Raw genomic sequence first — 20,771 nt, 5'->3', positions numbered from 1 at the left:
CTTCGATTATCAGGCCGGCGATGTCGGCTACGTGCCCTTCGCCATGGGCCATTACATCGAGAATACCGGCGACACGCCGCTGACCTTCCTCGAGATGTTCCGCAGCCCGCGCTACGTCGATGTCTCCCTGCGGCAATGGATGGCGCTGACCCCGCACGCCCTGGTGCAGGCGCACACCAAGCTCGACCGCGCGGCGATCGATGCCCTGCCGCAGACCAAGTCGTTCGTCGTGCCGGGCTGAAACCGTCAATCCGGCTTGCCGAGCCGGCGGTCGAAGATCCTCCGCACCCCCCGCCGCTCCTCGTCGAGCCGGGCGCTGAGCGCCTTGGCGTCGGGCAGGTTGGCGGCGCGGGCGAGGCGGGCGAGCGCCACGTCGGACGCCTGGGTCGGGTCGCCCTCGACCATCAGGCGCTGCCAATGATGCACGTCGTCGAGGAGGCGGTAGGCGTCGACGAGCTGCTCCGCCTCGTCGGCCGGCACGAGCCCGGCCTGCGCCGCCCGCGCGATCACCTCGGGGGCATCGCGCCCGATCAGCTCGGGATGGCCGTGGGCATGTCCGAGCACGAGGGCCTGGGCGAGGAAGTCGAGGTCGAGCAGACCGCCGGGGCTGAGCTTGAGGTCGAGCGGGCCGTGATCGCCCTTCTCGTCCTCGACCGTGGCGCGCATGGCGCGCACCGAGCGGTTCACCGCCTCCGGGTCGCGCGCCTGCATCAGCGCCTCGCGGATCACCGATTGCGCCTCCTCGGCGAGGCTCGCGTCGCCGGCGATGACGCGGGCGCGGGTGAGCGCCATGTGCTCCCACAGCTCCGCCTCGTCCCGCTGGTAGGCGCGGAAGCTGCGGAACTGCGCCGCGGTCGCACCCTGGCCGCCGCCGGGACGCAGGCGAAGATCCACCTCGTAGAGCAGGCCGCGCCGGGTCGGGGCGGTGAGCGCCGCGACGAGGCGCTGGGTCAGCCGGTTGTAGGCCACCGCCGCGTCGAGGGGCTTCGGGCCGGTGCTGGTGCGGTCCTCCGGGTCGAAGTCGTAGAGCACGACGAGATCGAGGTCGGATTCCGCCGTGAGCTGGTGCGAGCCGAGCCGGCCGTAGCCGAGGACGACGATGCGGCCTTTCGGGATCGGGCCATGATCCGCGAAGAAGGTTTTCGACACGGTCTCCAGGGCAGTCGCGACGGCGGCGTCGGCGATCGCCGAGAAGGCGCAGCCCGCCGCCTGCGGCGTCAGGATGCCGGAGAGAAGCCGCGCGCCGGTGAGGAAGCGGAGTTGCCGGGCCGCGTCGCGGCTGCGGTCGAGGAACGCTTCGTGGCTGTCGGGCTGGCCGAGGAGGGCGCGGTAATGCGCGGCGATCGCCGACGCATCCACCGTCGGATCGCCGAATTCGGGATCGATCACCGCGTCCAGCACGTGCGGCGAGAAGGCGACGGTCCCCGCCAGGCGCGGGGCGCTGCCGAGCAGGTCGGCGAAGAGCAGCCGCAGCCGCTCGTGCTCGCGCAGGATGGTCAGGAGCTCCACCGCCGCCGGCATGCGGCCGAAGGCGCGGTCGAGGTTGGCGAGCGCCGCGTCCGGATCGGGCGTGCCCGCGAGCGCCTTGAGCAGGGCGGGGACGAGTTCCGTCAGCACCTCGCGGGCGCGCGGGCTGCGCACGGCCGCGCGGCGTCCGAAATGCCAGCCGCGGACGGTGTCGGTGACCCGCTCGGGGTCGCGAAAGCCGAGGCTGCGCAGGGTGGCGAGCGTCGCCGGGTCGTCGGCGGCACCGCTGAAGACGAGATCGCCCACATCGGAGGAGAGGTCGGGCCCGGCCTCGAACAGCAGCGCGTAATGCGCCTGCACCCGGCGGGCATGGGCGAGCAGGGCCGCCTCGAAGCCGGCGAGGTCGGGATAGCCGGCGAAACGCGCGAAGGCTTCGAGCTCGGTCCGGTCGGTCGGCAGGCGCTGGGTCTGCTCGTCGCGCACCATCTGCAGGCGGTGCTCGACCGTGCGCAGGAAGGCGTAGGCGTCCGCGAGTTCGTCCCGCGCTTGCGCCGAGATCCAACCGTCCTCGTGCAGGCTTCTCAGCATCGGCACGGTGGAGCGCCCGCGCAGCATCGGCCGACGGCCGCCGAAGACGAGCTGCTGGGTCTGGACGAAGAACTCGATCTCGCGGATGCCGCCGCGGCCGAGCTTGATGTCGTGGCCGGCCACCGCCAGCGCCTCGTGGCCGCGCACGGCATGGATCTGCCGCTTCATGGCGTGGACGTCGGCGATCGCCGCGAAATCGAAGTACTTGCGCCAGACGAAGGGGGTGAGGTCGGCGAGGAACCGCTCGGCGACGGGGATGTCGCCGGCGATGGCGCGGGCCTTGATGAAGGCCGCCCGCTCCCAGTTCTGCCCCATGGTCTCGTAATAGACGTAGGCCGAGGCGAGGCTCATGGCGGTCGGCGTCGAGCCAGGGTCGGGGCGCAGGCGGTAATCAACGCGGTGGACGTAGCCGTCGCGGGTGCGCTCCTGCAGCAGCTTCGAGACGCCCTGCGCCAGCTTGGTGAAGAACGGCGTCGGCTCCAGCCCCTCCTTGAGCGGAGCGGCCTCGGGATCGAAGAAGACGATCAGGTCGATGTCGCTCGAATAGTTCAGCTCGCGCCCGCCGAGCTTGCCCAATCCGAGCACGACGAGGCCCGAGCCGACCTGCGGATCGTTCCGATCTTTGGGCAGGAAGCGCCCGGAGGCGGCGGCCTGGAGCAGCATCGCATCGACGGCCGCCGAGACGGAGGCGTCGGCGAAGTCGGAAAGCGCGGCGGTCACCCGCTCCAGGGGCCAGATGCCGCCGATATCGGCGAGCGCCACGAGGAGCGCGTGTTCGGCCCGGTTCCGGCGCAGGGTCTTGCCGACCGCGTCGAGATCGGGCGCCGCGCCCTCCCCTGCCCGGCCGGCGGCGCGCTGCGCCGCGACGAGCCGGGCGTCGGCGGCCTCCGGAGCCTCGTCGAAGAGGCGGGCGAGGCGGGCGGGATCGCGCGCGGCGAGCGACCAGAGGAAGGTCGAGTGGTCGGCGAGCGCCGCCAGAATGTCGCTGGCAGGACCCTCGCGCATCGGCGCGGGGAGCGCGTCGGCGATCTCGCCGAAGCGGGCTCGTGCCGTTTCGGGGTTCGAGAGCGGCGGCGCTTGCCCCAACCGGGCGATCAGGGCGGACGTGCCGTCGTCGCGGGCGGAAGACCCGTCGTTTCGCCTGCCCATGCCGTGCCTTCCCGCTTCGAGGCGCCCGGGTCGCCGCCGGAACGCGCGTTTTGCCCATCAAACGCGCAATCGCCCGTCTGCCAAGGGCGTTTCGGACGGAACGGGGCGGAAGCGGCGAGACGGAGCTCCCGAGTTCAGGCGGCGCGAAGCGTGCCGACAAAGTCGCGGACGGTCGCGGCGAGCGCGTCGCACTCGCCGGCCAGGCGTTCGGAGGCGTCGAGACCGGCCGCGGCGGCGGTGCCGGTGAGATCGGCGGAGCGGGCGAGACCGTCGAGATTGTCGGAGACGGCCCCGGTCCGCAGGGCCGCCCGTTCGGCGCTGTCGGCGATGGCCGCGGTGGACGCCCCCTGTCCTTCCACGGCCGCGGCAACCGAGCGGGTGATGCTGCCGAGTTCCTCGATCGTTCCGCCGATCCGGCCGATGGCGGCGACCGCCTGCCCCGTCTGCTCCTGGATCGCGAGGATCTGCGCCTCGATCTCCTGCGTCGCGCGGGCGGTGCGGGTCGCGAGCGCCTTCACTTCGCCCGCCACGACACCGAACCCGCGTCCGGCGGCGCCGGCGCGCGACGCCTCGATCGTCGCGTTGAGGGCGAGCAGGTTGGTCTGCTCGGCGATGGTGCCGATCAGCAGCACGATCTGATTGATGCGCTGGGCCGCCTCGGCCAGGGCGCGCACGGTCTCGTCGGTCTGCCCCGCCTCCTGGGTCGCCCGGCCCGCCACCTCGGCGGCGCGGGCCATGTGGCTTCCGATCTCCCGCACGGTGGCCGAGAGCGTGCCGGCCGCAGCCGCCACGCCCTGCACGTCGGCGGCGGTCTCCTGCGAGGCGGCGGACAGGGCCGCCGTGCGACGGGCGGCGTCGCCCGCGGCGGCGGAGAGATCCTGCGAGGCCTGCCGCACCCGGTTGGCGGATTCGGCGGCCTCTCGGACGAGGCCATTCACGCTGCTCTCGAACCGCTCGGCCATCTCGTCGGCCGTGCGGCGGCGGGCGGCGCGCAGTTCCGCTTCGGCCGCGCTCTGACGCGCATGGGCCTCGCTCTCCGCGGCGCGCGCGGCGTCGGCCGCCGCGAGCGAACGGGCCGAGACCGAGAACAGAGAGGCGAGCTGCAGGCTGAGCCAGGCGAGGACGGCCGTCTCCAGCACGACGATGACGGCATGCAGCATTACCCGGCCGAGGTCGGCTCCGTCCGGATAGACCGCCGCCGGCAACATCAGGTTCAGGCCGAGATGGTGGAGCGCGGTCGCGCCGGCGGCGGCGACCAGCACCCGCCAGTCGCAATAAGCCGAGAGCACCGCCAGGGCGGCGAAGAAGTACATGTGCAGGTCGAGCTGCCAAGGATGGCCGGCCGCGGCATCCAGCAACAGCGCCACCATGCCGATCACCGCCACCGCGACGGTCAGACGCGTCGCGAGCCCGTCGCCGTTGATCCGCCACGCGGCGGTCGCTGCCGCGGCAAGACCGAACGCCATCAGCCCCTGCACCCAGACGGCGTTGCCGAGATACGCCGCGACGGCGACGTTGAGCGGGACATGCAGCCAGAGCAGGGCGACGAGGCCGCGGCTCACGGCACGGCGCAGGCTGTCGAGATCGCGCGGACGGGAGACGGTCATTGTCGTCACTTTCAAGTCGTGGCTCTCGGGTCGTCGGTCTCAGGAACGCTCGTCTTCGGGGCGCCGCCCTTCGGGGCGCCGGGCTCGGGCAGGCGTGCAGAGGCCGAGCCCGCGCGGATCGAACAGAAAGAGGGCGCCGCCCGCTCGCAGGCGCTCGACGAAGCCGGGGGCGGACGATCGGGTCACGACGAGCCCCGGCAGCCGACCGAGCGTCAAAACGGCTCCGCCGGCGGTGGCGGCCGCGCCGAGGCTGCGAGCCGAATCCCACCAGGGGGGAAACAATGCCGCGACCGGCTGACCCGGCTCGGCGACCGGATTTCCCAGCCACGCGGCGCCGAGCAGGCTCAGCATCAGGACGGCCATCGGCGGCAGCCAAACTCGCGCGGGGAAGAGAGCCGAAGATTGAGCCTGGATCCTCTCACCCGACATCGATTCAACGCCGCGATCCACCCTCGGACAAGCCATGCCCATCCGATAACTGCTCTATGTTAAGTCGGAGTTACGACGACAAGTAGCATGATGCGGGGCCGACCATGACGTTGCGCCGCTCGCGAGGCCCGGCGTGCAAGGATTGATCGGAGGCCTGATCGTCTCATTACGTCATGTCTTAACCGAACTTTTTCGGCTCGGTCGTCATCCTGTCCCGAGGGAGCGGAAGCAGTCCGGCGGATCACCGGTTGTCCCCCGGCGTGCCGGAGCGTCATGGTCTCGTGCTATCCCCGCGAACGATGCGGCGACCCGGGACGAAAGCGAGTCGATGAGCAGCACCAACCTGATTTCCTTCGCCGAGGCCGCAATCTTCACGGCCGGTTGCGCGCTGATCGCGAGCCGCCGGTTCGACCCACAGCGGCTCGGGGCAGCGCTGGGGCTTGCGACGGTCACGTTAGCGGTCGTGCTGGCGGTTCTGGCTCTGCCCGGCAGCCCGTTGACGACGCTCGCCGACCCCGACGGCGTGCGCAATTTCCTGAACTGAGACCCGCCCCTAGGCCGCCCCGGCCGGCAGGCTGAGGGTGACGGCGAGCCCCGGCCCGTTGTCGGCGAGGTCGAGGCGGCCGCCGTGCAGCCGGGCGACGGCGTTGACGAGGCTGAGACCCAGGCCGAAGCCGGGGCGCGAGCGGGCGGCGTCGAGACGCACGAAGCGGTCGAGTACGCGCCCGCGCTCGCCTTCCGGAATGCCGGGACCGCGATCGGCGACGGTGAGCCGGATCATGTCGCCGGTGCGCCCCGCGGCAACCGTGATCTCCTGCGGATCGGATGCGGCGGACCGGGCGCCGTACTTGATGGCGTTGTCGATGAGGTTGGCGATGGCCTGGCCCACCAGTTCGCGGTTCCCGTCGAGGATCAGATCCGGCTCGGCCTGGACGCTCAGGCTCAGGCCCCTGTCCTCGGCGAGCGGCTCGTAGAGTTCGACCACCTCCCGCGCCACCTCTCCGGCATCGAAGCGGCGGACGCTGTCCGGCGCGTTGCCGGCCTCCAGGCGGGCGATGGTGAGCAGCGCGTTGAACACCCGGATCAGCCCGTCGCTGTCCTCGATCACCCCTTCGATCGCCGCGCGCAGGGCCTCCGGCGTCTCGGCATTGCGCAGGGCCTCGTCGGCGCGGTTGCGCAGGCGCGTGAGCGGCGTCTTGAGATCGTGGGCGATGTTGTCGGAGACCTCCTTCATGCCGCGCATCAGCTCGCCGATGCGTTCCAGCATCAGGTTGAGGTTCTGCGCGAGGCGGTCGAGCTCATCCCCGGTGCCGGCGACCCGCAAGCGCCCGTCGAGATCGCCCGCCATGATGGTGCGGGTCGTCTCGGTCATGTCGTCCACGCGCTTCAGGACGCGGCTCGCCACGAACCAGCCGCCGAGCACGCCGAGCATCACCACCAGTGCCAGCGAGGAGCCAAAGGTGTTGCCGATCGCCGCGCGCAGGCGGTCGCGCTCCTCGGTGTCGCGGCCGACGAGGAGGCGGAAGCCGCCGGCGAGGTTGAAGACGCGCATGATCGCGCGGTGCTCGCCCTGGTCCGATTCGGAGCCGCGCCCGTAATACCCCTCGTACTGTCCGGGCCGGGCCAGGATGTCGGGCGACACGCGGCTGACATTGCCGACGATGTGCTCGCCGGCCGGCGTGGTGACGAGGTAGAGCGAGGCCCCCGGCTCCTTGGCACGCCGCTCCACCACCGCAATGATGCGGCGCAGCCCCCCCGCGGTGTACTGCTCCGACAGACCGTTGATCTCGGCATCGATGGTCGAGACGATCTGGTCGTCGAGCACCCGCCGCGCGTTCCAGGCGACGTAGCCGAGCCCGAGCGAGGCCAGCACCGCGAACAGCACGAGATAGGCGAGCGAGAGCTTGAACGCCGTCGTGCGGAAGATCTTTCCGAGACGCGCGAGGAGCCCGTCCTGCGGCGGCGGCGCGGCGGGGCTCACGAGGGCTGCGGCTCGTCCGGCCGGACCACGTAGCCCGCACCGCGCACCGTGTGGATCATCGGGCGATCGAAGCCGCGATCGATCTTCGCGCGCAGGCGCGACACGTGGACGTCGATGACGTTGGTCTGCGGGTCGAAGTGGTAGTCCCAGACATGCTCAAGCAACATCGTCCGGGTCACGACCTGGCCGGCATGGCGCATGAGGTATTCGAGCAGCCGGAACTCGCGCGGCTGGAGCACGATCTCGCGGCCCGCCCGCGTCACCCGGTGCGAGAGCCGGTCGAGTTCGAGATCGCCGACCCGGTAGGCCGTGGCCTCGCCGGGGCCGGCCGCGGCCGCGCGGCGGCGGGCCAGCACCTCGGTGCGGGCAAGAAGCTCGGAGAAGGCGTAGGGCTTGGGCAGGTAGTCGTCGCCGCCCGCCCGCAGGCCCTTCACCCGGTCGTCCACCTGGCCGAGCGCCGACAGGATCAGGACCGGCGTGGCGATCGCCTGCTCGCGTAAGGAACGCACGAGGGAGAGCCCGTCGAGCTTCGGCAGCATGCGATCGACGATCAGCACGTCGTAATCGCCCTCGCGGGCGAGCGCGTAGCCGTCGAGGCCGTCGCCGGCATGGTCCACGGCGTGCCCGGCTTCCCGGAACGCTTTGACCAGATAGGCGGCGGCCTCGCGGTCGTCCTCGATGATGAGCAGGCGCATGACGCGCGATAGATAAGCTTCGCGCCTCAGGAGCGCGAGGCGTTCACCGACAATTCCGGCTTGTGGTTGAGAGTCTGGAACACCACGCAGTAGCGCTCGGTGAGCTTCAAGAGCTGGTCGAGCTTCTCCTGGGGCGCGTCGGTGTCGAGGTCGAAGGTCAGGCGGATCGCGCGGAAGCCCACCGGCGCCTCCTTGTCGACGCCGAGCGTGCCGCGGAAGTCGAGGTCGCCCTCGGCGCTGACCGTGCCGGCCTTGAGCGGAATCTCGAGGGCGGTGGCCACCGCCTTTACGGTCACGCCCGCGCAGGCGACGAGGGCTTCGAGCAGCATGTCGCCGGAGCAGAGTTCGGCGCCCGAGCCGCCGGTGGCGGGGTGCAGGCCGGCGACCGCGAGCGCGCGGCCGGTCTCGACCTTGCAGGCGATGCTGGTGTCGTCGAGCGCACCCTTCGCCTTCAGGGTGATGACGGCGGAATCCGGCGTCTCGCGGTACTTGTTCTTCAGCGGCGCCTGGAGAGCGCGCAGGGCGTTGGCGTCCATGGAGTTCCTCCGTTTCTTCTGACCGGGCCGGGCTTAGCGGCTTTCCCACCCCCGCGACACCTCAGAACGAGCTGCCGCCGGCCAGTGCCGGCGCATGGGAGGCATCGCGCGGGCGCAGGGAATGGTCGAGGGCCGAGAGGATCGTGCGCGTGGCCGCCTCGCTCGTCGGCGCGGCCGGATCGCGCGGCCTCCGCATCGGCAGGGCCACCGTGTCGTCGAGGCGGCCGGGATGCGGGCGCATGACAATGGCGCGGTCGGCGAGCGCCACCGCCTCGGCGACGTCGTGGGTGACGATCAGCACCGTCGGCCGCACCTCCTCCCACAGGGCCAGAAGATGGCGGTGGAGATCCTTGCGGGTGAAGGCATCGAGCGCCGAGAACGGCTCGTCGAGAAGGAGGACGCGCGGGTTGGCCACGAAGGCGCGGGCGATCGAGACGCGCTGCTGCTGCCCGCCCGACAGCTCGCGGGGCCAGCGCCCGGCATGCTCGGCGAGGCCGACCCGCTCCAGGGCGTGGGCGACGCGGTCCCTCCGCTCACGCCGCGTCAGGTGATCGATGCCGAAGCCGACATTGCCGGCCACATCGAGCCAGGGCAGCAGGCGCGGCTCCTGGAACACGAGGCCGACGCCGGGATGAGGCCCGGTGATCGGCTCGCCGTCCAGCGCGATCCGGCCGGCACTTGGCCGGTCGAGCCCGGCGATGAGGCGCAGGAGCGTGGTCTTCCCGCAGCCCGAACCGCCGATCAGCGCGACGATCTCGGCATTCGGCACGTCGAGACCGATGCCGTCGAGGGCGCGGGTGCCGTCGGCATAGGTCTTGGAGAGGTTCTGGATGCTCAGCATGGTCGCGGCAGAAATCGTACCGGAAAGATCAAGCGTCGAACTCGGCGAGCATGCGCTCGATCGCGGGGCGGAGGACCGGCAGATGGACCGAGGCGATCTCCCACATGTCACGAGACCGGATCCGGTAATACTCGTGCCGCAAGAGATTGCCGATCCGAATGATCGGCTGCCAATGCACGTCGGCATGCCGCTCGCGGAGTTCGGCCGGGAGTTCCTTGGCCGCCTCCGAGATGATCTGGACGGCCCGCTCGACGGCCCGTTCGTAGAGGAAGTTGCCCTGGATCTCCTCGAATGTCCGCCCCCGCGTCGCCGCGAGGATGCCGTCGATCTGTTCGAGGATATGTCGGAGCCGCACCTCGGGCAGCTTGGCGGAATCCATCAGAAGATCCGGATCGCCTGTCGCTCGATGTAGGGGCGGAAGACCGGGACCAGGCCGTCGCGCGTCGAGTAGCCGACCGGGATGCCGGGGAAGGCGCGCTCGACCACCGCGTAGGATTCATCGAAGGCGGTGAGCCCGAAGCTGTCCTCGTCGGCCGGGTCGATGAAGAGATCGAGGTCAGAATCGGGCCGAGCCTCGTCCCGCGCCCGCGATCCGAACAGGAACAGGGCCGCGACCCCGTGCGCGCGGAGATCGTCTTCCACGGAGCGCAGCCGACAGATCACGTCATCGCGGGTCATGGCGATACCTTACCGAAGGCGGTCCAGCCCGTCATCCGTCGCCTCATACGGTTTCCGGTTGATTACTTCGGTTTCACCATCCGCCGTCATTGCGAGGCGAAGCCGTGGCAATCCAGGGCGCGACCTCTTCGGATATGTCGCGCGCTGGATCGCTTCGGCTCCGCCTCGCGATGACGGGATGGGGCACGGCCCGAGGTGATCAACCGGAAACGGTATCACAGCGTCTCCCGCGCCGTATCCTGCCAGCGCACCAGCGGATTGGTGAGCGCGACGAGCCCCGCATCGGCCGCCTTGCCGACGACGGCGAAGCTGATGATCGCGGCCAGGATCTGGTCGGGCTTGCTGAATTGCTGGCCGTCGAGGAGCAGGTAGCCGAGCCCTTCCGACGCGCCCATCAGCTCGGCGGCCACCACGAACAGGAAGCCGAGGCCGAGCCCGGTGCGCAGCGCCGTCAGCGTCGCCGGCAGCACGGCCGGCAGGAGGATGCGCCGGGCGAGCGCCGCCTTCGAGAGGCGGAAGATGCGGCCGACCTCCACCAGTTTGCGATCGACCGAGGCGATGGCGCCGGCAACCCCGATATAGACGGGGAAGAACACGCCGACCGCGATCAGCGCCACCTTCGGCGTCTCCAGGATGCCGAACCAAAGGATGAACAGCGGCACCCAGGCGAGCGAGGGCACGGCGCGCAGGGCCTGGAGGCTCGGATCGACCAGCCACCGCAGGGGCGGCAGCGTCGCGGTGAGCGCGCCCGCGAGGATGCCGGCACTCGCGCCGAAGGCGAAGCCGAGGCCGACGCGGATCAGGGTCGCCTCGACATGTATCCAGAGTTCGCCCGAGGCCGCGAGCGTCCAGAGCGCGGCCCCGACCCGGCTCGGCGGCGGAAGCAGGCGCCCGGACGAGAGCCCTGTCGCGACCGCGACCTCCCAGCCGAGCGCGAGGAGGAGCGGCAGCAGCAGGCCGAGCGCCAGCCGCGCGCCGCCGCCGAGGACGGCGGAGCGCCGGGAAGGGGCGGACGAAACGGGCTGCTCCTCCTCGGAGGACAGGATCGCCGGAGCACTCATACCACTCTCGTACCGGTCTCTCGGCTCACCGGAACCGCGGCACGGCGGAGCCATGCGGCCGCACCGGCATCAGCGGGTCGGGGCCGGATTGAACTGCGGATCGATCAGGCCGTCCACCGCCGCCGCCACGTCGGTGGAGGCGGGGATGACACCGGCCTGCTGCAGGGCGAGACCGGCGGCGCGGATGCTGTCGGCCTGGGCCGGACCGATTGCGGGCTGGCTCAGGTCCGTGCGCTCGATCTGCTTGGCGATCACCGCCTCCGGCAGCTTGGTGGCGGCGACGAGCGCGCTCCTCAGGGCGTCGGGATTGGCCAGCGCGTAGGCGCGGGCCTGCTCGTAGGCCGCGATGACGACCTTCACGAGATCGGGATGCGCCTTGGCGAAATCCTCGCGCACGTCGAGCACGCCCCAGGTGTTGGCGCTCGGATCGCGGTGGAACAGCACGCCGCCGCTCTCGATCTCGGCGGCGGCCATCATCGGGTCGAGGCCGGCCCAGGCATCGACGTCGCCGCGGTCGAGCGCCGTGCGGCCGTCGGCGTGCTGCAGCAGGACGAGCTTGGCGTCCTTCTCGGTCAGTCCGGCGCTCTGGAGCGCGCGGATCAGGAAGATGTGCGGATCGGTGCCCCGGGTCACCGCGATGCGCTTGCCCTTGAGGTCGGCGGGCTTGGTGATCCCGGTCTCCTTGCGCGTGACGAGCGCGGTCCATTCCGGCCGCGAATAGGCGTAGATGACCTTGACCGGGTTGCCGTTGATGCGTGCCAGGAGCGCCGCCGCGCCGGCCGACGAGCCGAAATCGATGGCGCTGCCGTTCAAAAATTCCAGCGCCTTGTTGGAGCCGAGCGACTGGACCCAGCGCACCTTGATGCCGCGGGCCTTCAGCGCCTCTTCGAGAAAGCCCTTCTCCTTCAGGACGAGGCTGACCGGATTGTAGGTCGCCCAGTCGAGCCGGATCTCCGAGACGTCGGCGGCCCGCAGGTCCGAGCCGGCCGCGAGGAGGCCGAGCAATCCGGCACAGGCGGACAGGACGGTGCGGCGTCGGATCATGCGGCTGTCTCCCTCGTCGGTCCGGCTTGATGCGCGGATCCGAACGATGGCTAGAACAGTCACGTTCGTTTCGTCAAACGAAAAATTCGCAGAACAGAACGGGTGGGTTGCACGCAACCGACCGATGCCGATCCTGGCTTTACATGCTAACGGAACGGCCATGTTCGACCCCGTTCCCGTCCTGGACAAGATCGTCGCCTCGCTCGACCGCGACGCCCGCGAACCGACCAAGCTGCGAGGCCTGCTCGTCCCCGAACTCCGCAAGGTGATCGAGACCGGCCATCGGGAGGCCGAGCGCCTTCTGATGAAGGAACGGGACGGGATCGCCTGTGCGCAGCGGCTGAGCCGGCTCACCGACGCGGTGGTGCGGGCGATTTACGACGCCGTGGTCTGGCGCCTCTACCCCAACGACAATCCGTCCACCGGCGAGCAGCTCGCGGTGGTCGCCACCGGCGGCTACGGGCGCGGAACGATGGCGCCCGGCTCGGACATCGATCTCCTGTTCCTGCTCCCCTACAAGCAGACGGCGTGGTCCGAGAGCGTCGTCGAGGCGATGCTCTACGTTCTGTGGGACCTGAAGCTGAAGGTCGGCCACGCCACGCGCTCGGTCGAGGAATGCCTGCGCGAGGGCCGCGCGGACATGACGATCCGCACCGCTCTGCTCGAATCCCGCTTCCTCTTCGGCTCCCGCCACCTCTTCGAGGAGTTGGTGACGCGCTTCGACACGGAACTCGTGATCGGCTCGGCGTCCGAATTCGTGGACGCCAAGCTGCGGGAGCGCGACGCCCGCGTCGCCAAGGCGGGGGCCTCGCGCTACCTCGTTGAGCCCAACGTCAAGGACGGCAAGGGCGGCCTGCGCGACCTCAACACCCTGTTCTGGATCGCCAAATACACCTACCGGGTGCGCGATCAGGTCGAGCTGATCCATGCCGGCCTGTTCACGCCCGACGAGTACAAGCTGTTCGAGCGCTGCGAGGAGTTTTTGTGGCGGGTACGCTGCCACATCCACTTCGTCACCGGCCGGGCGGAGGAGCGGCTGTCCTTCGGGCTTCAGCCCAAGATCGCCGAGCGGCTCGGCTTCGGCGCCCGCGGCGGGCTGTCGGGCGTCGAGCGCTTCATGAAGGCCTACTTCCTCATCGCCAAGGATGTCGGCGACCTCACCGCCATCGTCTGCGCCGAGCTCGAAGCGCGTCACGCCAAGCGCACGCCGGTGCTCGACCGCTGGATCGGGCGCTTCCGCGACCGCTTCCGCGCCACCTCGATCGAGGCGGAGGATTTCTGGATCGACAACGGCCGGGTCAACATCCGCGGCGAGGACGCGTTCGAGCGCGATCCGGTCAACCTGATCCGCCTGTTCTGGCTCGCCGACCGGCACAACCTGCCGATCCATCCGGATGCGGCGCGGCTCGCCAGCCGCTCGCTCCGGCTGATCACCCACGCGGTGCGCGTCGACCCGGAGGCCAACCGGCTCTTCCTCGACATGCTGACCTCGAAGAACGCGCCGGAGACGATCCTGCGGTCGATGAACGAGGCGGGCGTGCTCGGCCGGTTCATCCCGGAATTCGGGCGCATCGTCGCGATGATGCAGTTCAACATGTACCACCACTACACGGTGGACGAGCACCTGCTGCGCTCCATCGGCGTCCTCGCGGCGATCGATTCCGGCCGGGTGCGCGAGGAGCACCCGCTGGCCTCGCGCCTCATCGACACGATCCACAACCGCCGCGCCCTCTACGTCGCGATCCTGCTGCACGACATCGCCAAGGGGCGGCCGGAGGATCACTCGATCGCTGGCGCGGCCATCGCTCGCAAGCTCGGCCCGCGCTTCGGGCTGAGCCAGGCCGAGACCGAGACGGTGTCCTGGCTCGTCGAGCACCACCTGCTCATGTCGATGACGGCGCAGAGCCGCGACCTCTCCGACCACCGGACGATCGAGAAATTCGCGAGCGAGGTGCAGAGCCTGGAGCGGCTGAAGCTCCTCGCGATCCTCACCGTCGCCGACATCAAGGCGGTCGGGCCCGGCGTGTGGACCGCCTGGAAGGGCACGCTGCTGCGCACGCTCTACGACGAGACCGAGGTGGTGCTCTCCGGCGGCCACTCGGAGATCGCCCGCACCGACCGGGTGCGACTGATCCAGATGGCGCTGCGCGAGCAGCTCTCGGACTGGCACACCGACACCTTCGACGCCTACGCCGCGCGCCACAATCAGGCCTACTGGCTCAAGGTGGACACCACGCGCCACTACAAGAACGCCCGCTTCCTGCGCACGGTGATGGAGGAGGGTCGCACCAGCGCCACCACCTACGAGACCGATCCGGTCCGCGGCGTGACCGAGCTGACGGTCTACTCGCCGGACCACCCGCGCCTGCTCGCCATCATCACCGGCGCCTGCGCGACGACCGGCGGCAACATCGTCGACGCGCAGATCTTCACCACGACCGACGGCTTCGCCCTCGACTCGATCTTCATCTCCCGCGCCTTCGAGCGGGACGAGGACGAGCTGCGCCGCGCCGGCCGCATCGCCACCGCGATCGAGCGCGCGCTCAAGGGCGAGATCAAGATCGCCGAACTCGTCGCCGACAAGCACCCGAAGCAGCCGCCCAAGACCTTCCTCGTGCCGCCGGACGTGTCGATCGACAACGCCCTGTCGAGCCGCGAGACCGTGGTGGAGATCACCGGCCTCGACCGGCCTGGCCTGCTCTACGAGCTGACCACCGCGCTCAATCGCCTGAGCCTCAACATCACCTCGGCGCATGTGGCGACCTTCGGCGAGCGGGCGGTGGACGTCTTCTACGTGACCGACCTCACCGGCACCCGCGTGGTCCAGCCGGACCGGCTCGCGATGATCCGCGCCGCGGTGATGGAGGTGTTCGCCAGCGACGTCGCCGCGCTCCGCGCCGAGGGGCTCGACGCGCTGGTCGATTCGCCGCCGCCGCGGGAGTTGTAGGCGGCGTTTGGCTCGCTCTCGCTTGATTTCGCGGTTTGCCCGAATGATATCAGCCGCATCCCGGAACACTTCGAGACCTGATCGATCGCACGATGATGGCTGACGACATGGAGAAGCAGGAGCGGCACAACGGCGCGGAGGCGGAGGTTCCGCCGCAGCCCGCCGCTCCGATCGCGGGCGCGGATGCGGAAGGGCTCGCGGCCGCGATCGCCGAGCGCGACGAGTTTAAGGACCGCCTGCTGCGCACGCTGGCCGAGATGGAGAACCTGCGCCGCCGCACCGAGCGCGAGGTCGCCGACGCCCGCACCTACGCGGTGACGAACTTCGCCCGCGACATGCTCAACGCCGCCGACAACATCCGCCGCGCCCTCGACAGCGTGCCGGCCGATGCCCGCGCGAGCGCGGACGGCGCGTTCAAGGCCCTGATCGAGGGCATCGAGCTGACCGAGCGGGATCTCGCCAAGACGCTGGAGCGCCACGGCGTGAAGGTGGTCGATCCCAAGGGCCAGCGCTTCGACCCGAACCGGCATCAGGCGATGTTCGAGGTGCCCAACACCGAGGTTCCGAACGGCACCGTGGTCCAGGTGGTGCAGACCGGCTACGTCATCGGTGACCGGACCCTGCGCCCGGCCCTCGTCGGCGTCTCCAAGGGCGGCCCGAAGCCCGATGGCGGCAAGGACAAGCCCGCCGACGCGGCGTAAGGCGGCGGGCGACTTTTCCGACTGAAAGAAACTTCGCCGAACGTTCGATCACCGACCACCGCCCTCGCGGCGGCGGCGGTGCGGCGGGAGATTGGTGAGAGATCCTCAGTCAGGCAGGTCCGCCGCGGCTCGCCGCAGGGCCTCGTTCATGCGGGACTGCCAACCGGGACCGGTCGCCCTGAAACGAAGCAGGATGTCCTGATCGAGCCTCAGACTGACGAGCTGCTTGGTCGGGGCTTTCTGCGCACCGCGAGCGCGGCGCAACCTGTCGGCGAGGACGGGGAACGCCTCCCTGAAGGGAATAGCTCTTTGAAAGTCTTCCTCGGTCCATTCCGGATTGTCGGGATCGGCCGCTATCCCGGCCTGGATCCGGGCCTCCTCGGGATCCGAGATCGGTGAACGCTCGGACTTGTCAGCGGGCATCGTAGCGCCTCCGTTCGCTTCGGCTGGCCCGGCGGAGGCTGATGAGCGATATCGCCTCCTGTCCCAAAGGAGCGATGACCGCAGCCACCACGGTCTGTCCCTTGAACTCGCCGATGACCTTCATCCGGGCCGAACCGACGGCACTCGTCCGCGCGACTTCGACCAGGGCGGTCTCGAAGTCGAAGCCTGCTTCGAAATCGGCGAAGTCGAGGCCGTGCTTCTGCAGGTTGGTCAGTCGCTTGGGCTCGTCCCAGACAATCAGCATCTGAACTGTAGCCCTGTCCGATCTTCGCGGCAATCGTATTGTAGATACAATCCGATCGCTCAGCGAGCGGCGCAGCTGGGGTCGATCGCCGGCTACTCCGCCGCCTGCCGCGTGGTCTCGCGGAACGGGTGGGCCGGGTAGGTGCCGATGATGCGCAGCTCTTTCGAGAAGTAGCGCAGCTCTTCGAGCGCTCGGCGCAGGCCGTCATCCTCGGGATGGCCGTCGACCTCGGCGTAGAACTGGGTCGCGGTGAACTGGCCCTCGACCATGTAGCTCTCGAGCTTCGACATGTTGACGCCGTTGGTGGCGAAGCCGCCGAGCGCCTTGTAGAGCGCCGCCGGAATGTTGCGGACCTTGAAGATGAAGCTCGTCACCGTCGGCCCGTTGCCCGGCTCGACCTCGGCGGGCTCCGGCGAGAACACGACGAAGCGCGTCGTGTTGTGCGCCTCGTCCTCCACGTCGCGCTCCAGGATGTCGAGCCCGTAGACCTCCGCCGCCATGGCCGGGGCGAGCGCCGCGCGGGTCGGGTCTCCCGCCTCCGCCACCTCGCGGGCGGCCCCGGCGGTGTCGCCGGCCACCACCGCCTTGAGGCCGAGGCGCCGGATGATCCGGCGGCACTGGCCGAGCGCGTGGACGTGGCTGTGCACGCTCGTCAGGCCCTCCGCCGCCGCGCCCGGCAGGACCATCAGCTGGAAATGGATCGGCAGGAAGTGCTCGGCGATGATGTGCAGGCGCGAGGTCGGGATCAGGTGATGGATGTCGGCGACCCGGCCGGCGATCGAATTCTCGATCGGGATCATCGCAAGGGACGCCTTGCCCTCGTTCACCGCGGCGAAGGCGTCCTCGAAGGTGGCGCAGGGCAGCGCGGTCCAGCCGGGATAGGCCTGCGAGCAGATGATGTGCGAGTTGGCGCCGGGCTCGCCCTGGTAGGCAATGGTGCGGTCGGTCATCGGTGCTTCAGCGGGTTCAGTTCAGGCGGCGGATGGCGAGCAGCGTGCGGGCGCGCTCCAGGTCGGCGGGGGTGTCGACGCCGAGCGGCAGGTCCTCGACGATCATCGCGTCGATGCGCATGCCGGCCTCCAGGGCGCGGAGCTGTTCGAGCTTCTCGCGCCGCTCCAGCTCGCCCTGCGGCAGGGCGACGAACCGGGCCAGCGCCTTCCGGCGATAGGCATAGAGGCCGATATGGTGGAACAGCGGTCCGTCGCCCCAGGGCGCGCGGGCGCGGGTGAAGGCGAGCGCGCGCAGGCGGTTGGGTCCGACCGTATGGCCGATGATCTTGACGACGTTCGGGTCGTCCATCTCCTCGGACCTATGGATCACCGCGCAGAGGGTGGCGATATCGACCTGCGGGTCGGCCAGCGGCGTCACCGCCGCGGCGATGACTGCCGGGTCGATGGTCGGCAGGTCGCCCTGCACGTTGACGACGACGTCGTGGTTGCCGTCCGGATCGACGATCTCGAGCGCCTCCGCGAGGCGGTCGGAGCCGGAGGGGTGATCGGGCCGGGTCATCACCGCCAGCCCCCCCTGCCCCTCGATCGCCGCGGCGATCGCGTCCGTGTCGGTGGCGACCACCACGGGGCCGATCCCTGCCTCCACGGCGCGGCGCCAGACATGCACGATCATCGGTTCGCCCGCGATCTCGGCGAGCGGTTTCGACGGCAGCCGGGTCGCGGCGAGGCGGGCCGGTATCAGGATCAGGGGATCGGACATGACAGCGGTGCGACGAGCATCGGGCGAAACGGACAGGGGCGGCTCTAGCAGCGGCCGTCCGGCTTGTCATGGCCGGTCCTTTCCCTCTCTTGCCTCGCCTTCGGGTGCGGCAGGGCTGCAACGGGCGCGGCCCGCGCGCACGGCATCTGTGAGGAATAACGGTATGCGACAGCGCGCAGCGCGCGAGGCCCATTGTCAAGATCGGGCCCGAGCGGCTAAGCACCCTTGAAATCCTCCAAAGTCCGGCGTCAGCCCGTCGGGCCCTCATCCGCCGGGTCCTGATCCCGTGCGCCGGAGCTGTCGAGCATGGATTCCTTCGAGCTGAACAAGGTCGCGGGCGCAGTCTTGGGTGCCCTCCTGTTCGCGGTCGGGTCGGGCTTCGTGGCGGAGCTGATCTATCATCCCAAAGCCGCCGACGGGGCGGGCTACCTTCTGGAAGAGCCGGCGCCGAAAAGCGCGGAGACGGCCGCCGCGCCGAAGGCCGAGCCCATCGCCGTTCGGCTCGCCAGCGCCGATGCCGACAAGGGCAAGGGCGGCACCAAGGCCTGCCAGGCCTGCCACAGCTTCGAGAAGGGCGGCCCCAACAAGGTCGGCCCCGATCTGTGGGAGATCGTCGAGCGCCAGAAGGCCCATCACGAGGGCTTCGACTATTCCGCCGCTCTCAAGGAGAAGGGCGGCAACTGGACCTACGAGGATCTCGACCACTTCCTCGAGAACCCGAAGGGCTACGTGAAGGGCACCAAGATGGCGTTTGCCGGCATCAGCTCGCCGGCCGAGCGCGCCAACGTCATCGCCTATCTGCGCACGCTCGCGGACAGCCCGAAGCCGCTCCCGGCCGCCGAGAAGAAGACCGAGACCGCGCCGGAGGGCGACAAGAAGGCGGATGCCCCCAAGCCGGCGGAGGGCAAGGCCGAGGACAAGAAGGCCGACGACAAGAGCAAGGCCGAGGAGAGGCCGGTCGAGAGCGCGACCGGCAACAAGGAGAAGGCGCCCCAGACCAACGCGCCGAAGGGCGACACCCAGTCCGGCGACGGCAAGGACACCGCCCGTCCGGTCCCGGCGCCGCAGGTTCAGCCGCAGCAGAACGAGGTCGCCCCGACCCAGCCTCCCGTGGCCAAGCCGTCGAGCGACATCCCGACCAAGGCGAGCCCCGGCTCCGAGACCACGCCGGCGACCGAGCCTCCGGCCAAGGCCGATCCCGACGCGCCGAAGCCGTAAGGCAGGACGCCAGCGAGTTTCCTGAAAGGCCGGGCCCTGCAGCCCGGCCTTTTTCACGTCATGCTTGCCCCGGCGGCGCCCCTGCGCGGTCGCGGCGGGTTGGCGCCGGCCCCGGCCTCGTCCTAGAACGGCGCCCGACTGTCCTTCTCACGGGATCGGGAGACCGCGCCAACGTGACGGAAAACGCCGTAATCGCTCGCCGCAGCTTCCTCGCCGGAGCGCTCGTTCTCCTGGGGCTGCGCGGCCCCGCCTCGGCCCAGGAGCCCGCCGAATCCGCCTCGAAGGTCTCGGCGCAGGAGGCCCCCGGCACCTGGCGCCACGCCCTGACCCTCCTCGGCGAGCCGAAATACGGCCCGGACTTCCAGCACTTCGAGTATGCCGATCCGAAGGCGCCGATCGGCGGCGTGGTGCGGCTCGGAGCCCAGGGCGGCTTCGACAACCTCAACTTCATCGTCAACGGCCTCAAAGGCGATCTCGAAGGCGGGATCACCCAGATCTACGACACGCTGATGGAGGATTCCGGCGACGAGCCGTTCTCCTCCTACGGGCTCCTCGCCGAGGGCGTGCGGATCGCCGAGGACGGCAAGTCGGTCACCTATCGCCTGCGGCCGAACGCGCGCTGGCACGACGGCAAGCCGGTCACCGTCGAGGACGTGATCTGGTCCTTCGACACGCTGAAGGCCAACAGCCCGTTCTACGCCGCCTACTATCACACCGTCGCCAAGGCCGAGCCAGGGGCCGAGCGCGAGGTCGTCTTCCGCTTCAGCGAGGCCGGCAACCGCGAGCTGCCGCAGGTGCTGGGCCAGATGCAGGTGCTGCCCAAGCACTGGTGGACCGGCACCGACAAGAACGGCAAGCCGCGCAACGCCACCGAGACGACGCTGGAGATCCCGCTGGGCTCCGGCCCCTACCGCCTCGCCAAGATCGATGCCGGGCGCTCGGCCGTCTACGAGCGCGTGGCCGATTACTGGGGCAAGGACCTGCCGGTGAGCCGCGGCCGCAACAATTTCGGCACGGTCCGCTTCGAGTATTTTCGCGATGGGTCGGTGCTGCTGGAGGCGCTGAAGGGCGACCTCTACGACTTCCGCACCGAGAACATCGCCCGCAACTGGGCCACCGCCTACGACGACTTCCCGGCGGTGAAGGAGGGACGCCTCATCAAGGAGGAATTCCCCGGCCGCGGCACCGGCATCATGCAGGCCTTCGTGTTCAACCTGCGCCGGGACAAGTTCAAGGACGAGCGGGTGCGCCGCGCCTTCAACCTCGCCCTGAACTTCGAGGAGATGAACCGGCAGCTCTTCTACGGCCTCTACAGCCGGATCGATTCCTACTTCTACGGCTCGGACCTCGCCTCGTCGGGCCTGCCCGATGGCCTGGAGAAGGTGATCCTGGAGAGCGTGAAGGACAAGCTGCCGGAGCGCGTCTTCACCG

The 20,771-nt window shown here is 69.9% G+C and carries 21 protein-coding genes; 6 read left to right on the top strand and 15 right to left on the bottom strand.

The features are described from left to right. The coding region (locus MFF42_RS00610; protein WP_283206842.1) for a cupin domain-containing protein at positions 1-241 on the top strand (241 nt) is incomplete at its 5' end. A gap of 5 nt (positions 242-246) precedes the next feature. On the opposite strand, the gene MFF42_RS00605 is transcribed toward MFF42_RS00610, so the two are convergent. The 3 genes from MFF42_RS00605 to MFF42_RS00595 form a co-directional block, all read right to left on the bottom strand. Continuing rightward, complete coding sequence (locus MFF42_RS00605) at positions 247-3,204, bottom strand: bifunctional [glutamine synthetase] adenylyltransferase/[glutamine synthetase]-adenylyl-L-tyrosine phosphorylase (protein WP_238253569.1); 2,958 nt, start codon at positions 3,202-3,204, stop codon at positions 247-249. A gap of 134 nt (positions 3,205-3,338) precedes the next feature. Further along, a complete protein-coding gene (locus MFF42_RS00600) occupies positions 3,339-4,820 on the bottom strand; it encodes a methyl-accepting chemotaxis protein (protein ID WP_238253570.1) in 1,482 nt (493 codons plus the stop codon). Between the two features lie 30 nt (positions 4,821-4,850). Further along, positions 4,851-5,162 (bottom strand): hypothetical protein, encoded by a 312-nt coding sequence (locus MFF42_RS00595; RefSeq protein WP_238253568.1) that lies wholly within the window; start codon positions 5,160-5,162, stop codon positions 4,851-4,853. Positions 5,163-5,568: 406 nt separating this feature from the next. Here MFF42_RS00595 and MFF42_RS00590 point away from each other — a divergent pair, with 406 nt between their 5' ends. Next, positions 5,569-5,784, top strand: a complete 216-nt coding sequence (locus tag MFF42_RS00590) for a hypothetical protein (protein WP_238253567.1) — start codon at positions 5,569-5,571, stop codon at positions 5,782-5,784. 9 nt (positions 5,785-5,793) lie between these two features. Here the strand turns inward: MFF42_RS00590 and MFF42_RS00585 are convergent, their stop codons facing one another. The 8 genes from MFF42_RS00585 to MFF42_RS00550 all read right to left on the bottom strand — a co-directional run bounded on the left by MFF42_RS00585 (position 5,794) and on the right by MFF42_RS00550 (position 12,076). Next, the gene (locus tag MFF42_RS00585) at positions 5,794-7,221 is read right to left on the bottom strand and encodes a HAMP domain-containing sensor histidine kinase (RefSeq protein WP_238253566.1); all 1,428 of its coding nucleotides are present in this window, start codon (positions 7,219-7,221) and stop codon (positions 5,794-5,796) included. Then, a complete protein-coding gene (locus MFF42_RS00580) occupies positions 7,218-7,916 on the bottom strand; it encodes a response regulator transcription factor (protein ID WP_238253565.1) in 699 nt (232 codons plus the stop codon). Before MFF42_RS00580 ends, MFF42_RS00585 begins: the two co-directional genes overlap by 4 nt. Before the next feature lie 26 nt (positions 7,917-7,942). Beyond that, entirely contained in the window at positions 7,943-8,452 is a 510-nt protein-coding gene (locus tag MFF42_RS00575) for an OsmC family protein (protein WP_238253564.1), read from the bottom strand. 61 nt (positions 8,453-8,513) lie between these two features. Continuing rightward, the gene (locus tag MFF42_RS00570) at positions 8,514-9,293 is read right to left on the bottom strand and encodes an ABC transporter ATP-binding protein (RefSeq protein WP_238253563.1); all 780 of its coding nucleotides are present in this window, start codon (positions 9,291-9,293) and stop codon (positions 8,514-8,516) included. 28 nt (positions 9,294-9,321) lie between these two features. Beyond that, positions 9,322-9,672: a HepT-like ribonuclease domain-containing protein gene (locus MFF42_RS00565; protein WP_238253562.1), complete on the bottom strand. Its 351-nt coding sequence runs from the start codon at positions 9,670-9,672 to the stop codon at positions 9,322-9,324. Continuing rightward, positions 9,672-9,971: a nucleotidyltransferase family protein gene (locus tag MFF42_RS00560; protein WP_238253561.1), complete on the bottom strand. Its 300-nt coding sequence runs from the start codon at positions 9,969-9,971 to the stop codon at positions 9,672-9,674. Before MFF42_RS00560 ends, MFF42_RS00565 begins: the two co-directional genes overlap by 1 nt. 215 nt (positions 9,972-10,186) lie before the next feature. Continuing rightward, positions 10,187-11,032: an ABC transporter permease gene (locus MFF42_RS00555; RefSeq protein WP_238253560.1), complete on the bottom strand. Its 846-nt coding sequence runs from the start codon at positions 11,030-11,032 to the stop codon at positions 10,187-10,189. Positions 11,033-11,101: 69 nt separating this feature from the next. Beyond that, positions 11,102-12,076 (bottom strand): aliphatic sulfonate ABC transporter substrate-binding protein, encoded by a 975-nt coding sequence (locus tag MFF42_RS00550; protein WP_238253559.1) that lies wholly within the window; start codon positions 12,074-12,076, stop codon positions 11,102-11,104. A gap of 124 nt (positions 12,077-12,200) precedes the next feature. Here MFF42_RS00550 and MFF42_RS00545 point away from each other — a divergent pair, with 124 nt between their 5' ends. Continuing rightward, the gene (locus MFF42_RS00545) at positions 12,201-15,023 is read left to right on the top strand and encodes a [protein-PII] uridylyltransferase (protein WP_373875114.1); all 2,823 of its coding nucleotides are present in this window, start codon (positions 12,201-12,203) and stop codon (positions 15,021-15,023) included. 92 nt (positions 15,024-15,115) lie between these two features. Further along, a complete protein-coding gene (gene grpE / locus MFF42_RS00540) occupies positions 15,116-15,724 on the top strand; it encodes a nucleotide exchange factor GrpE (RefSeq protein WP_238253557.1) in 609 nt (202 codons plus the stop codon). Between the two features lie 105 nt (positions 15,725-15,829). On the opposite strand, the gene MFF42_RS00535 is transcribed toward grpE, so the two are convergent. The 4 genes from MFF42_RS00535 to MFF42_RS00520 form a co-directional block, all read right to left on the bottom strand. Then, the gene (locus MFF42_RS00535) at positions 15,830-16,147 is read right to left on the bottom strand and encodes a BrnA antitoxin family protein (protein WP_238253556.1); all 318 of its coding nucleotides are present in this window, start codon (positions 16,145-16,147) and stop codon (positions 15,830-15,832) included. After that, positions 16,137-16,412 carry a BrnT family toxin gene (locus tag MFF42_RS00530; RefSeq protein ID WP_238253555.1) on the bottom strand — a complete coding sequence of 92 codons (276 nt, stop codon included), beginning with the start codon at positions 16,410-16,412 and terminating at the stop codon, positions 16,137-16,139. The genes MFF42_RS00535 and MFF42_RS00530 overlap by 11 nt, the downstream gene beginning before the upstream one ends. A gap of 92 nt (positions 16,413-16,504) precedes the next feature. After that, positions 16,505-17,362, bottom strand: a complete 858-nt coding sequence (locus MFF42_RS00525) for a prephenate dehydratase (RefSeq protein WP_238253554.1) — start codon at positions 17,360-17,362, stop codon at positions 16,505-16,507. Positions 17,363-17,378: 16 nt separating this feature from the next. Further along, positions 17,379-18,122: a 3-deoxy-manno-octulosonate cytidylyltransferase gene (locus MFF42_RS00520; protein WP_238253553.1), complete on the bottom strand. Its 744-nt coding sequence runs from the start codon at positions 18,120-18,122 to the stop codon at positions 17,379-17,381. 306 nt (positions 18,123-18,428) lie between these two features. Here MFF42_RS00520 and MFF42_RS00515 point away from each other — a divergent pair, with 306 nt between their 5' ends. Together MFF42_RS00515 and MFF42_RS00510 are read left to right on the top strand one after the other, a co-directional pair. Continuing rightward, positions 18,429-19,340, top strand: a complete 912-nt coding sequence (locus MFF42_RS00515) for a c-type cytochrome (RefSeq protein WP_238253552.1) — start codon at positions 18,429-18,431, stop codon at positions 19,338-19,340. Between the two features lie 173 nt (positions 19,341-19,513). Then, on the top strand, positions 19,514-20,771 hold a 1,258-nt coding region (locus MFF42_RS00510), incomplete at its 3' end, for an extracellular solute-binding protein (RefSeq protein WP_238253551.1).

This window comes from Methylorubrum podarium (assembly GCF_022179745.1).
Lineage (GTDB): Bacteria > Pseudomonadota > Alphaproteobacteria > Rhizobiales > Beijerinckiaceae > Methylobacterium > Methylobacterium podarium.
Note: the sequence above shows the minus strand (reverse complement) of the source record. Positions and strands in the feature narration are given on the sequence as shown.